The organism is Burkholderia sp. 9779_493 (assembly GCF_015712215.1).
GTDB lineage: Bacteria > Pseudomonadota > Gammaproteobacteria > Burkholderiales > Burkholderiaceae > Burkholderia > Burkholderia cenocepacia.
In genome coordinates, this window is sequence record NZ_JACCQA010000009.1 from 171,242 (window position 1) to 184,082 (window position 12,841).

Consider the following 12,841-nt stretch of genomic DNA (forward strand, 5'->3'; position numbering starts at 1 on the left):
GCATACGCGCTGCGGTCCGACAATGCATCCCATCGCACTGCTGGCCGCCCTGCTCCGGGGCGGGGCAGCGCCTCCCGACCAGGAGTCCGCCATGCTTGCCGCCGCGTCGCCCGCCGTCCCGCAATCCACTTCCCGTCCCGCTGCCCGCCGCGCACTGATCGTGATCGACGTGCAGAACGAATACGTGACGGGCAACCTGCCGATCGAATATCCGCCGCTCGACGTGTCGCTCGCGAACATCGGCCGGGCGATCGACGCCGCGCACGCGGCCGGCGTGCCGGTGATCGTGGTTCAGCACGTCGCGCCGGCCGGTGCGCCGATCTTCGCGCCCGGTACCGACGGCGTCGCGCTGCACACGGTGGTCACCAGCCGCCCGTACGCGCACCTGATCGAGAAGGCGCAAGCGAGCTCGTTCGCCGGCACCGATCTCGCCGCGTGGCTCGACGCGCACGGAATCGACACGCTCGCGGTGACCGGCTACATGACGCACAACTGCAATGCGTCGACGGTCTATCACGCGGCGCATGCGGGGCTGAAGGTCGAATACCTGAACGACGCGACGGGCGCGCTGCCTTACGAGAACGAAGCGGGGGCGGTGAGCGCCGAAGAGATTCACCGCACGTACGCGGTGGTGTTCCAGTCGAATTTCGCGGCGGTGATGTCGACCGACGCGTGGATCGCGGGGCTCGCCGGCGCACCGATGCCGGCGCGCGATTCGGTGGCCGCGTCGAACCGGCGGGCCCGCGCGCGGCGCGCGAAGGCGGCCTGACCCGGCACGGCGACGCGGCGCGCGATGCGCCGTGCCGTCAGTCGCGGTCCTTCAGCATCGCCGGGCTGTAGCGCAGCATGTCGAAACAGCCGTCGACGAGCTTTTCCGCATGCTGCTCGGCGTCGATCTCGTCGGGCAGCATCAGCATGTCGCGCACGAAGCCGCTGACCAGCGTGTGCAGCATCAGCGTCGCGCGCCACGTGTCGAGCCGCTCGGGCAGCAGCTTGAGCCCCACGGCCACCGCGAGATCGGCGTCGATCATGTGCAGCGCCTCGCTCATCCCCGCGCGGTTGCGCTGCAGCAGCGGCTCCATGTCCGCGACGTACTCGCACTTCATGAACAGGATGCTGAACACGCGGCGCAGCTGCGGGTCGCGCTGCACGCCGAGCAGGCACCAGATCAGGATCTGGCGCACCTTCTCCAGCGGATTGCCGCCCGGCGCGTCGAGCGGCATCCGTTTCAACTCGTCGATCGGCAGGAACACGCGGTCGAACATCGCATCGAACAGTTCGCTCTTGTTCGCGAAATGCCAGTAGATCGCGCCGCGCGTCACGCCGGCGTGCTGCGCGATGTCCGCGAGCGACGTGTGCGACACGCCTTTCTCGAAGAACACGTGTTCGGCGGCGTCGAGAATGCGATTGCGCGTCTCGAGCGCCTCCTCCTTGGTACGTCTGACCATGTGCAGGCCTGATTGGATCGATCGTAGGTGAATATAGGGTCCGCAACCCCTCGTCGCCGTCACGCAGACGGGCTATGCTTGCTGCTGGTAACAATCTGTAAGACTGGACAGCGGGCGGAGTACAAACGGGCTTTTTACATACATTCGTGAATGTATATACAATACCACCCTACGATCGAATGACCCAAGTGGCAATCAGTTAATATCCCACTCTGCTGATTCCCGCCCTAGTACCAGTCCGCAGTTCGCGGCATCCCCGTCGGCACGGAGGTCTCGTGCCGACGTGCTGTATCTGGCAGTCCAGTAATTCAGGTGTTCGATCTGCGCCGCGAGGCGCATCCGTGTTGCGCTCCGGTCGGGCGTGGCACTTATTCCATTGGTTATACACAGAGGTCGCTCCATGCGCGTCGAACGGGTTCCATACCGCTTAATCACTGTCGCGACGGCCGCCGTTTTCCTGGCCGCGTGCGGGAAAAAAGAATCGGCACCGCCGCCGCAAACGCCGGAAGTCGGCGTCGTCACCGTCCAGCCGCAATCCGTACCGGTCTTCACCGACCTGCCGGGCCGCACCAGTGCATTCCTCGTCGCGCAGGTGCGCGCGCGGGTCGACGGCATCGTGCTGCGTCGTGAATTCACCGAGGGCACCGACGTCAAGGCCGGCCAGCGTCTCTACAAGATCGATCCGGCGCCGTACATCGCGGCCCTGAACAGCGCGAAGGCGACGCTTGCGAAGGCGCAGGCGAACCTCGTCACGCAGAACGCGCTGGTCGCGCGCTACAAGGTGCTGGTCGCCGCCAACGCGGTCAGCAAGCAGGACTACGACAACGCGGTCGCCACGCAAGGGCAGGCCGCGGCGGACGTCGCGGCCGGCAAGGCGGCGGTCGACACCGCGCAGATCAACCTCGGCTACACGGATGTCGTGTCGCCGATCACCGGCCGCGTCGGCATCTCGCAAGTGACGCCGGGCGCCTACGTGCAGGCGAGCCAGGCGACGCTGATGTCGACCGTGCAGCAGCTCGATCCGGTGTACGTCGACCTCACGCAGTCGAGCCTCGAAGGGCTGAAGCTGCGTCAGGACGTGCAGAGCGGCCGTCTGAAGACGACCGGTCCGGGCGCGGCGAAGGTGTCGTTGATTCTCGAAGACGGCAAGACCTATTCGGAGCCGGGCAAGCTGCAGTTCTCGGACGTGACGGTCGACCAGACCACCGGCTCGGTGACGATCCGCGCGGTGTTCCCGAACCCGAATCGCGTGCTGCTGCCGGGCATGTTCGTGCGTGCACGGATCGAGGAAGGCGTGAACGAGAACGCGTTCCTGGTGCCGCAGATCGGCGTCACGCACGACCAGAAGGGCCAGGCGATCGCGATGGTGGTGAACGCCAGCAACAAGGTCGAGCCGCGTCCGCTGAAGACCACCGGCATGCAAGGCCAGAACTGGGTCGTCGAAGGCGGTCTGCAGGCGGGCGATCACGTGATCGTGCAAGGCGTCGACAAGGTGCGCCCGGGCGCGACCGTGAAGACGGTCCCCGCGCAGCTCGCCCCGGCGGCCGATGCCGCTTCGGGCGCTGCTGCCCCCGCCGCGCCGGCCGCTGCCGGGTCCGGCGCCGCTGCCGCTTCCGGTGCCGCCGCATCGGGCGCCGCGCCGGCGAGTGCTGCCGCTGCTTCGAGCGCGAAATAACAGGGAGCCTGTTTCATGGCAAAGTTTTTTATCGATCGCCCGATCTTCGCGTGGGTGATCGCCATCATCCTGATGCTGGCCGGGGTTGCGGCGATCTTCACGCTGCCGATCTCGCAGTATCCGACGATCGCGCCGCCATCGATCCAGATCACCGCGAACTACCCGGGCGCTTCCGCGAAGACGGTGGAAGACACGGTGACGCAGGTGATCGAGCAGCAGATGAGCGGTCTCGACAACTTCCTGTACATGTCGTCGACGAGTGACGACTCGGGCAACGCAACGATCACGCTGACCTTCGCGCCGGGCACCAACGCCGACATCGCGCAGGTCCAGGTGCAGAACAAGCTGTCGCTCGCGACGCCGGTTCTGCCGCAGGTCGTGCAGCAGCTCGGTCTGTCGGTCACGAAGTCGAGCAGCAGCTTCCTGCTGGTGCTCGCCTTCAACTCCGAAGACGGCAGCATGAACAAGTACGACCTCGCGAACTTCGTGGCGTCGCACGTGAAGGATCCGATCAGCCGGCTGAACGGCGTCGGTACCGTCACGCTGTTCGGCTCGCAGTACGCGATGCGGATCTGGCTCGACCCGAACCGCCTGACCAACTACGGCCTCACGCCGGTCGACGTCAGCTCGGCGATCACCGCGCAGAACGTGCAGATCGCGGGCGGCCAGATCGGCGGCACGCCGGCCACGCCGGGCACCGTGCTGCAGGCGACGATCACCGAATCGACGCTGCTGCAGACGCCCGAGCAGTTCGGCAACATCCTGCTGAAGGTCAACCAGGACGGCTCGCAGGTGCGCCTGAAGGACGTCGCGCAGATCGGCCTCGGCGGCGAAAACTACAACTTCGACACGAAGTACAACGGTCAGCCGACCGCGGCACTCGGTATCCAGCTCGCGACCAACGCGAACGCGCTCGCGACCGCGAAGGCCGTGCGCGCGAAGATCGACGAGCTCGCACCGTTCTTCCCGCACGGCCTCGTCGTGAAGTATCCGTACGACACGACGCCGTTCGTGAAGCTGTCGATCGAGGAAGTGGTCAAGACGCTGCTCGAAGGTATCGTGCTCGTGTTCCTCGTGATGTATCTGTTCCTGCAGAACCTGCGGGCGACGATCATCCCGACGATCGCGGTGCCGGTCGTGCTGCTCGGTACGTTCGCGATCATGTCGATGGTCGGTTTCTCGATCAACACGCTGTCGATGTTCGGCCTCGTGCTCGCGATCGGCCTGCTGGTCGACGATGCGATCGTGGTGGTCGAGAACGTCGAGCGCGTGATGGCGGAAGAGGGGCTGTCACCGAAGGAAGCGACCCGCAAGGCGATGGGCCAGATCACCGGCGCACTCGTCGGCGTGGCGCTCGTGCTGTCGGCGGTGTTCGTGCCGGTGGCGTTCTCCGGCGGCTCGGTCGGCGCGATCTATCGTCAGTTCTCGCTGACGATCGTGTCGGCGATGGTGCTGTCGGTGCTGGTCGCGTTGATTCTGACGCCGGCGCTGTGCGCGACGATCCTCAAGCCGATCCCGCAAGGGCATCACGAAGAGAAGAAGGGCTTCTTCGGCTGGTTCAACCGCACGTTCAACAACAGCCGCGACAAGTACCACGTCGGCGTGCACCACGTGATCAAGCGCTCGGGCCGCTGGCTCATCATCTATCTGGTCGTGATCGTCGCGGTCGGGCTGCTGTTCGTGCGCCTGCCGAAGTCGTTCCTGCCCGATGAAGATCAGGGCCTGATGTTCGTGATCGTGCAGACGCCGTCGGGCTCGACGCAGGAAACGACCGCGAAGACGCTCGCGAACATTTCCGACTACCTGCTGAAGGACGAGAAGGAAATCGTCGAATCGGCGTTCACGGTCAACGGCTTCAGCTTCGCGGGTCGCGGCCAGAACTCAGGTCTCGTGTTCGTCCGCCTGAAGGACTACTCGCAGCGTCAGCATGCGAACCAGAAGGTGCAGGCGCTGATCGGCCGGATGTTCGGGCGCTACGGGAGCTACAAGGACGCGCTCGTGATCCCGTTCAACCCGCCGTCGATTCCTGAGCTCGGTACGGCTGCCGGCTTCGACTTCGAGCTGACGGACAACGCCGGTCTCGGCCACGACGCGCTGATGGCCGCACGTAACCAGCTGCTCGGGATGGCATCGAAGGACCCGACGCTGCAGGGTGTGCGTCCGAACGGCCTGAACGATACGCCGCAGTACAAGGTGAACATCGACCGCGAGAAGGCGAATGCGCTCGGCGTGACGGCGGATGCGATCGACCAGACGTTCTCGATCGCGTGGGCGTCGAAGTACGTGAACAACTTCCTCGACACCGACGGCCGGATCAAGAAGGTGTACGTGCAGGCCGATGCGCCGTTCCGGATGACGCCGGAAGACATGAACATCTGGTACGTGCGCAACGGGTCGGGCGGGATGGTGCCGTTCAGCGCGTTCGCGACCGGTCACTGGACGTACGGTTCGCCGAAGCTCGAGCGCTACAACGGTGTGTCGGCGATGGAAATCCAGGGTCAGGCCGCACCGGGCAAGTCGACCGGTCAGGCGATGGCCGCGATGGAAACGCTCGCGAAGAAGCTGCCGGTCGGTATCGGCTATTCGTGGACGGGCCTGTCGTTCCAGGAAATCCAGTCCGGTTCGCAGGCGCCGATCCTGTACGCGATCTCGATCCTCGTCGTGTTCCTGTGTCTCGCGGCGCTGTATGAAAGCTGGTCGATCCCGTTCTCGGTGATCATGGTCGTGCCGCTCGGCGTGATCGGTGCGCTGCTCGCGGCCACGATGCGCGGCCTCGAGAACGACGTGTTCTTCCAGGTCGGCCTGCTGACCACCGTGGGCCTGTCCGCGAAGAACGCGATCCTGATCGTCGAGTTCGCGCGCGAACTGCAGCAGACGGAGAAGATGGGGCCGATCGAGGCCGCGCTGGAAGCGGCGCGCCTGCGGCTGCGTCCGATCCTGATGACGTCGCTCGCGTTCATTCTCGGCGTGATGCCGCTCGCGATCAGCAACGGCGCGGGTTCGGCGAGCCAGCACGCGATCGGTACGGGCGTGATCGGCGGGATGATCACGGCGACGTTCCTCGCGATCTTCATGATCCCGATGTTCTTCGTGAAGATCCGCGCGATCTTCAGCGGCGAGAAGGAAGACGTCGACGAGGCGCTGCGTCTGGCTCAGGAGCACTCGCACCACGAAGAGAAGCCGGGCAACGGCGACGAAGGCAACAAGGGACAGTGATGATGCAAAAACACGCTTTGACTGCAATCGCAGTCGCGCTCTTTGCCACGGGCTGCACGATGGCGCCGCACTACAAGCGGCCCGACGCACCCGTCGCGCAGGCGTACCCGGCCGGCGGCGTCTACGCGACGCAGCCGGGCGCGGCCGGCGCGCGCAGCGCGAATGGCCAGGCGGCGACTGCCATCGGCTGGCGCGAGTTCTTCGTCGATCCGCGCCTGCAGCGGCTGATCGAGATCGCGCTGAAAAACAACCGAGACCTGCGCGTGTCGGTGCTCAATATCGAGGCCGCGCGTGCGCAGTACCAGATCACGCGTGCGGGGCTGTTCCCGACGCTCGACGGTACGGGTACGGGCAACCGTCAGCGTTTGCCGAATTCGCTGACGGCCGTGCCGGGCCGGAACATCACGACGACCTACAACGTCGGGCTGTCCGCGTCATGGGAACTCGACCTGTTCGGCCGCGTGCAGAGCCTGAAGGACCAGGCGCTCGCGCAATACCTGTCGACGTCGTACGCGCGGCAGGCGTCCGAGATCTCGCTGGTGTCGCAGGTCGCGGATCAATATCTGACGCTGCTGTCGACCGATGACCTGCTGAAGGTCACGGAGGACACGCTGAAGACCGCGCAGGCATCGTACGACCTGACCAAGCTGCAGTTCGACAACGGCACGGGCTCCGAGCTCGAGCTGCGTCAGGCGCAGACGGTGGTTGAGACGGCGCTCGCGAACCAGCAGGCGCAGGCGCGAGCCCGCGCGCAGGCGCTGAACGCGCTGGTGCTGCTGATCGGCGAGCCGCTGCCGGACGATCTGCCGGCGGGCATGCCGCTCGACGCGCAGAACCTGCTGACGGACGTGCCGGCCGGGTTGCCGTCGGACCTGCTGACGCGTCGTCCTGACGTGATGCAGGCCGAGCAGACGCTGCTGGCCGCGAACGCCAATATCGGCGCGGCGCGCGCGGCGTTCTTCCCGAAGATTTCGCTGACGGGCGCGTTCGGCACCGCGAGCCCGACGCTGGGCGGCCTGTTCAAGGCCGGCACGGCGGCGTGGTCGTTCGCGCCGAGCATCGCGCTGCCGATCTTCGAAGGCGGGCAGAATATCGCGAACCTCGATCTCGCGAACGTGCAGAAGCGCATCGAGATCGCGAACTACGAGAAGGCGATCCAGTCGGCGTTCCGCGAAGTGTCGGATGGTCTGGCCGCACGCGGCACGTACGACCAGCAGATCGCGGCGCTCGAGCGCAACGAGCACGCGCAGCAGCGACGCTTCGATCTGTCGGACCTGCGCTACAAGAACGGTGTCGACAGCTACCTGTCGGTGCTGACCGCGCAGACGGATCTGTACGCCGCGCAGCAGTCGCTGATCAGCGCACGTCTGGCACGCTGGACGAACCTGGTCGACCTGTACCGCGCCCTGGGCGGCGGCTGGATCCAGCGCGCCGGCGAGACGCCGCGCGCGCCGGATGCGCCGGTCGATTACGACAAGGCGGCTGCACCGGCGCCCGCGTCGGCAACCGCGACGAACGGGTAAGCACCGAGAAGGCAGGCGCGGGTTATCGCGCTTGCGCTTCGAACCGGCTGTATGCGGAAACGAGAACGCCACGGACGAAGGTCCGTGGCGTTTTCTTTTGCGCTGCCGGATCGGGCGGGGACGGGCGCTGTCGTCGTGACGATGCGTGCGCGGCGTTCCGCTGGTACCGATCACGCCGACCGCACCAACCGCGTCACGCCTGGCGGTCAGTCGGCATTCCGCATCATGCGCCGGCGATCCATCTGCTCGCGCGAAGCGCGTTCACCCCCGCACCACGCGTGGTCCCGCACCCCCAAAACAAAACGCCACGGCATGCCGTGGCGTTTCTCGTTACCGCCGTCACCGCTTCGCGCCATCGTCCGGCGCGGCGCGATCAGTGGTGCACGTCGGCGGGCCGCCCGTCGAAGTCGTGTCCCGCGCGCCGAATCTCGCAGCGCGCATCCTTTTCGCCTTTCACGCCGTTGAACACGATGTTCAGGATCACGGCCGAGGCCGATGCCAGCAGGATGCCGCTATGCAGGATCGGTGCGAGCGCGGGCGGCAGCTTCGAGAAGAAGTGCGGCGACACGACCGGCACGAGGCCCATGCCGACGCTCACGGCGACGATGAACAGGTTGTGCGAGTTGTTCACGAAGTCGACCTTCGACAGCACCTTGATGCCGTTCGCGGCGACCATCCCGAACATCACGATGCCTGCGCCGCCGAGCACGAACGGCGGCACCGACGCGACGACCTGCGCCATCTTCGGGAACAGGCCGAGCAGCACGAGGATCACGCCGCCCGTCGCACACACGAAGCGGCTCTTCACACCCGTCACGCCGATCAGGCCGACGTTCTGCGAGAACGACGTATGCGGGAACGAGTTGAAGATGCCGCCGATCAGCGTGCCGAGGCCGTCGACGCGCAGGCCGCGCACGAGGCGCTCCTGATTGACCGGGCGATCGACCATGTCGCCGACCGCGAGGAACATGCCGGTCGATTCGATGAACGTGACGAACATCACCGTGACCATCGTCACGATCGACAGCGGATCGAAGTGCGGCAGGCCGAAGTGGAACGGCATCACGAAGCCGACCCACGGCGCATGCGCGACGCCGTCGGTGTTCACGCGGCCGATCGCGAAGGCGATCGCGAAGCCGGCGACGATGCCGAGCAGCACCGAGATGTTCGCGACGAAACCGCGGCCGTACTTGTTGATCAGCAGGATCAGCGTGAGCACGAGCAGCGACAGGCCGAGATAGACCGGGCTGCCGTACTCGGGGTTGCCGACGCCGCCGGCTGCCCAGTTGATGCCCACTTCCATCAGCGACAGCCCGATCACGGCGATCACCGTGCCGACGACCACCGGCGGGAAGAACCGCAACAGCTTGCCGATCATCGGCGCGAGCACGATGCCGATGATGCCGGCCGCGATGGTCGAGCCGAAGATGTCGAGAATGCCGAGGCCGGGGTTCGTGCCGATCGCGATCATCGGGCCGACGGCCGCGAACGTGCAGCCCATGATGACGGGCAGGCGGATCCCGAAGATCCACAGGCCGAGCGTCTGGATCAGCGTGGCGATGCCGCACGAAAACAGATCGGCGCTGATCAGGAACGCGATCTGGTCTTTCGGCAGCTTGAGCGCGGCGCCGACGATAAGCGGCACGGCGACGGCGCCGGCGTACATGACGAGGACGTGTTGCAGGCCAAGCGTTACCAGCTTGCCGGTCGGCAGCACCTCATCGCACGGATGGACCGTGTTCGATTGCATCTGTCTCACTCCATGATCTTGTTTTCGGGGTGATACGAAGTTATTCGGAATGAATCCATGCAACAAGAGCACTGGGTTCTATTCCGTTCTTTGCTGGTTCGATATGCCATTTCGGCATGGAGCAGGGGGGCGATCATCGGGAAACTGCCGCAGGAGTGAGGTTCACCGGTTTTATAGCGCTTCAAAATAGCGCCGGCCCCCATGTCAAATATGGGCCGCTTTATGGTGTGTATCGGGTCGGCCGCATAGTGGCAAAAAGGGGGGTGCGGAAAGCGTGCCGGGTTAACCCGCGAGCGGCCGCTTTTGCGTGCAAGGTGCAGCCCGGTCAAACCCGCCGGCCGAGCGCCGTTTCGACGCGTCGACGTGACGGCAAAAAACGGGGCGCACATCGCGATCCCGTTATCATCGACATCCGTTCATACGAATCCCCCTCACGTCATGCGCCTGCTCGGAATCGACCTCGGCACCGGCTCCGTCAAACTCGTCACGCTCGATGCCGACGGCGTCGAACGGGCGGTCGCGAGCGAACCTTATGCGTTGTCGTCGCCGCAGCCGGGCTGGGCGGAAATCGCGCCCGACACCTGGTGGCAGGCGCTGGTGCGCGCGGCCGCGCGGCTGCCGGCCGACGAGCGGGCGCAGGTCGCGGCGATCGGCTTTTCGGGCCAGATGCATGGCGTCGTGCTGATCGACGCGGCCGGCCAGCCGGTGCGGCCCGCGCTGCTGTGGCCGGACACGCGCGCGGTGCGGGAGGCGGATGCAGCGAGCTGGCCGGCGTCCGGATCGCCCGTCGCCGGGTTGCCCGTCGCCCCGAATCCCGTCGCGCCCGGCATGGCCGGCCCGCTGTTGCGCTGGCTGGCCACGCACGAACCCGCTGCGCTGCGCGCCGCGCGCTGGGCCGTGCAGCCGAAGGACTGGCTGCGCATCGCGCTCGGCGGCGATGTCGCGGCCGATCCGAGCGACGCGTGCGCAACCGCGCTCGCGACGCCCGACGGCGCGTGGGACAACGCATTGATCGACACGCTCGGCTTGCCGACCGACCGCTTCGCGCCGGTGCGTGCGTCCACCGCGCGCTGCGGCGTGCTCGGCGCGCAGGCTGCCGCCGCGCTCGGCCTGCCGGCCGGCGTGCCGCTCGCGACGGGCGCGGCCGATACCGCGTGCGCGGCGCTCGGCAGCGGGCTGGCCGTCGCAGGCGACGCGCTGCTGACGACCGGCAGCGGCGGGCAGATCGTCGTGCTCGCGGACGCGTTGCCGCCCGCGCGGCGCGGCTTGCATCGCTATCGTGCGGCGGCCGGCGGCGGCTATTACACGATGGCCGCGATGCAGAACGTCGGGCTCGCGCTCGAAGCCGTGCGCGGCTGGCTCGGCTACGCGCGATGGGCCGATGCATATGACGATGCGTTCGCGCAGCCGGCGTCGGAGCGGCTGTGCTTCCTGCCTTACCTGACCGGCGAACGTTCGCCGTGGATGAACCCCGATGCGCGCGGCGGCTGGCTCGGCCTCGGGCTCGGCGACACGCGCGGCGCGATGATGCGCGCCGCGTTCGAAGGCGTCGCATTCGCGTTGCGCGCGGGGCTCGATGCGATCCGCGACGCCGATCGCCGTGATGCCGTGACGACGCTGCGTCTCGCGGGCGGCGGTTCGGTCGATCCGCGCTGGCGCCAGTTGCTCGCCGACGCGCTCGGCGCGTCGCTGCACGCGATCGATTGCCCGAACGCCGCGACGCGCGGCGCCGCGTTGCTCGCGGGCGTCGCGATCGGACATTGGCGTGAAGATGCGTTGCGCGCGCTGGCGCCGACTGCGTCGCCGGTCGCGGCCCCGCACGACGATCGCCGGCTGGCGGCCCGCCACGCGCGCTTCGTCGATCTGTACGTTCGCACGGATGCATGGTTCACGACGGGCGTTTAAACTCGAACACTTGTTCTTTTGCGTCAGCGATGACGCATCCTGGCAAGCCGGCGACCGTTTCCCGCACGCGATGCGCGGCGGGAGCGGCCATCATGGCGAGCACGAGATTCTTTCGCCGTGCCACGCGGCACGGCTTCGACCGCTTTGCACGAAACCCCGGCCGGCGCCGACCCGCGGGCCGGGGCCGATCTCACAGACATACAGGAGTGACACGATGAAGACGAAAGCCGCGATTGCATGGAAGGCCGGTGCGCCGCTCACGATCGAGGAAGTCGATCTCGAAGGGCCGCGCGCCGGTGAAGTGCTGATCGAAGTGAAGGCGACGGGCATCTGCCACACCGACTACTACACGCTGTCGGGCGCCGATCCGGAAGGGATCTTCCCGGCGATCCTCGGCCATGAAGGCGCGGGCGTGGTGGTCGACGTCGGCCCCGGCGTCGGCACCGTGAGGAAGGGCGACCACGTGATTCCGCTCTACACGCCCGAATGCCGCGAGTGCAAGTTCTGCCTGTCGCGCAAGACCAACCTGTGCCAGAAGATCCGCGCGACGCAGGGCAAGGGCCTGATGCCGGACGCGACGTCGCGCTTCTCGCTCGACGGCAAGCCGCTGTTCCACTACATGGGCACGTCGACGTTCTCGAACTACATCGTCGTGCCGGAGATCGCGGTCGCGAAGGTGCGCGAGGACGCGCCGTTCGACAAGATCTGCTACATCGGCTGCGGCGTGACGACGGGCGTCGGCGCGGTCGTGTACTCGGCGAAGGTCGAGGCCGGTGCGAACGTGGTCGTGTTCGGCCTCGGCGGGATCGGCCTGAACGTGATCCAGGGCGCGAAGATGGTCGGCGCGGACAAGATCATCGGCGTCGACATCAACCCGAAGCGCGTCGAGCTCGCGAAGAAGTTCGGGATGACGCACTTCATCAACCCGAACGAGGTCGAGAACGTCGTCGACCACATCGTGCAGCTGACCGACGGCGGCGCCGACTACTCGTTCGAATGCGTCGGCAACGTGAAGCTGATGCGCCAGGCGCTCGAGTGCACGCACAAGGGCTGGGGCCAGTCGTTCATCATCGGCGTGGCGGCAGCGGGCGAGGAAATCAGCACGCGCCCGTTCCAGCTGGTGACGGGCCGCGAATGGAAGGGCTCGGCGTTCGGCGGCGCGCGCGGGCGCACCGACGTGCCGAAGATCGTCGACTGGTACATGGAAGGCAAGATCAACATCGACGACCTGATCACGCACACGCTGCCGCTCGAGCGGATCAACGAAGGCTTCGACCTGATGAAGGCCGGCGAGTCGATCCGCTCGGTCGTGCTGTACTGACCG

Annotated in this window: 8 protein-coding genes; 6 read left to right on the forward strand and 2 right to left on the reverse strand. The window is 66.6% G+C overall.

The annotated features are described in order from the left end of the window. Nucleotides 1-91 precede the first annotated feature (91 nt). A complete protein-coding gene (locus H0X95_RS11950; RefSeq protein WP_059720701.1) occupies nucleotides 92-769 on the forward strand; it encodes a cysteine hydrolase family protein in 678 nt (225 codons plus the stop codon). 37 nt (nucleotides 770-806) lie between these two features. Here the strand turns inward: H0X95_RS11950 and H0X95_RS11955 are convergent, their stop codons facing one another. Further along, nucleotides 807-1,448, reverse strand: coding sequence for a TetR family transcriptional regulator (locus H0X95_RS11955; RefSeq protein ID WP_006486802.1), 642 nt, complete (start codon nucleotides 1,446-1,448; stop codon nucleotides 807-809). 400 nt (nucleotides 1,449-1,848) lie between these two features. On the opposite strand from H0X95_RS11955, the gene H0X95_RS11960 reads away from it, so the two are divergent. Genes H0X95_RS11960 through H0X95_RS11970 form a run of 3 tightly spaced genes read left to right on the forward strand, consistent with a single transcriptional unit; the run spans nucleotide 1,849 to nucleotide 7,862 of the window. Continuing rightward, nucleotides 1,849-3,123, forward strand: a complete 1,275-nt coding sequence (locus H0X95_RS11960) for an efflux RND transporter periplasmic adaptor subunit (RefSeq protein WP_006497328.1) — start codon at nucleotides 1,849-1,851, stop codon at nucleotides 3,121-3,123. A gap of 15 nt (nucleotides 3,124-3,138) precedes the next feature. Further along, entirely contained in the window at nucleotides 3,139-6,339 is a 3,201-nt protein-coding gene (bpeB, locus tag H0X95_RS11965) for an efflux RND transporter permease BpeB (RefSeq protein ID WP_006482626.1), read from the forward strand. Beyond that, the gene (locus H0X95_RS11970) at nucleotides 6,339-7,862 is read left to right on the forward strand and encodes an efflux transporter outer membrane subunit (protein WP_077234035.1); all 1,524 of its coding nucleotides are present in this window, start codon (nucleotides 6,339-6,341) and stop codon (nucleotides 7,860-7,862) included. Before bpeB ends, H0X95_RS11970 begins: the two co-directional genes overlap by 1 nt. 373 nt (nucleotides 7,863-8,235) lie before the next feature. On the opposite strand, the gene H0X95_RS11975 is transcribed toward H0X95_RS11970, so the two are convergent. After that, nucleotides 8,236-9,612: a nucleobase:cation symporter-2 family protein gene (locus H0X95_RS11975; protein WP_006487579.1), complete on the reverse strand. Its 1,377-nt coding sequence runs from the start codon at nucleotides 9,610-9,612 to the stop codon at nucleotides 8,236-8,238. 438 nt (nucleotides 9,613-10,050) lie between these two features. On the opposite strand from H0X95_RS11975, the gene H0X95_RS11980 reads away from it, so the two are divergent. After that, entirely contained in the window at nucleotides 10,051-11,517 is a 1,467-nt protein-coding gene (locus H0X95_RS11980) for a xylulokinase (RefSeq protein WP_059721419.1), read from the forward strand. 214 nt (nucleotides 11,518-11,731) lie between these two features. Then, a complete protein-coding gene (locus tag H0X95_RS11985; RefSeq protein ID WP_006483756.1) occupies nucleotides 11,732-12,838 on the forward strand; it encodes an S-(hydroxymethyl)glutathione dehydrogenase/class III alcohol dehydrogenase in 1,107 nt (368 codons plus the stop codon). The last annotated feature ends 3 nt before the right edge of the window (nucleotides 12,839-12,841 follow it).

Excerpts from the sequence above, each read along its gene's own strand:
- H0X95_RS11975 (WP_006487579.1), bottom strand. The coding sequence starts at position 9,612 with ATGCAATCGAACACGGTCCATCCGTGCGATGAGGTGCTGCCGACCGGC.
- H0X95_RS11980 (WP_059721419.1), top strand. The coding sequence starts at position 10,051 with ATGCGCCTGCTCGGAATCGACCTCGGCACCGGCTCCGTCAAACTCGTC.
- H0X95_RS11955 (WP_006486802.1), bottom strand. The coding sequence starts at position 1,448 with ATGGTCAGACGTACCAAGGAGGAGGCGCTCGAGACGCGCAATCGCATT.
- H0X95_RS11950 (WP_059720701.1), top strand. The coding sequence starts at position 92 with ATGCTTGCCGCCGCGTCGCCCGCCGTCCCGCAATCCACTTCCCGTCCC.
- H0X95_RS11985 (WP_006483756.1), top strand. The coding sequence starts at position 11,732 with ATGAAGACGAAAGCCGCGATTGCATGGAAGGCCGGTGCGCCGCTCACG.
- H0X95_RS11970 (WP_077234035.1), top strand. The coding sequence starts at position 6,339 with ATGATGCAAAAACACGCTTTGACTGCAATCGCAGTCGCGCTCTTTGCC.
- H0X95_RS11960 (WP_006497328.1), top strand. The coding sequence starts at position 1,849 with ATGCGCGTCGAACGGGTTCCATACCGCTTAATCACTGTCGCGACGGCC.
- bpeB (WP_006482626.1), top strand. The coding sequence starts at position 3,139 with ATGGCAAAGTTTTTTATCGATCGCCCGATCTTCGCGTGGGTGATCGCC.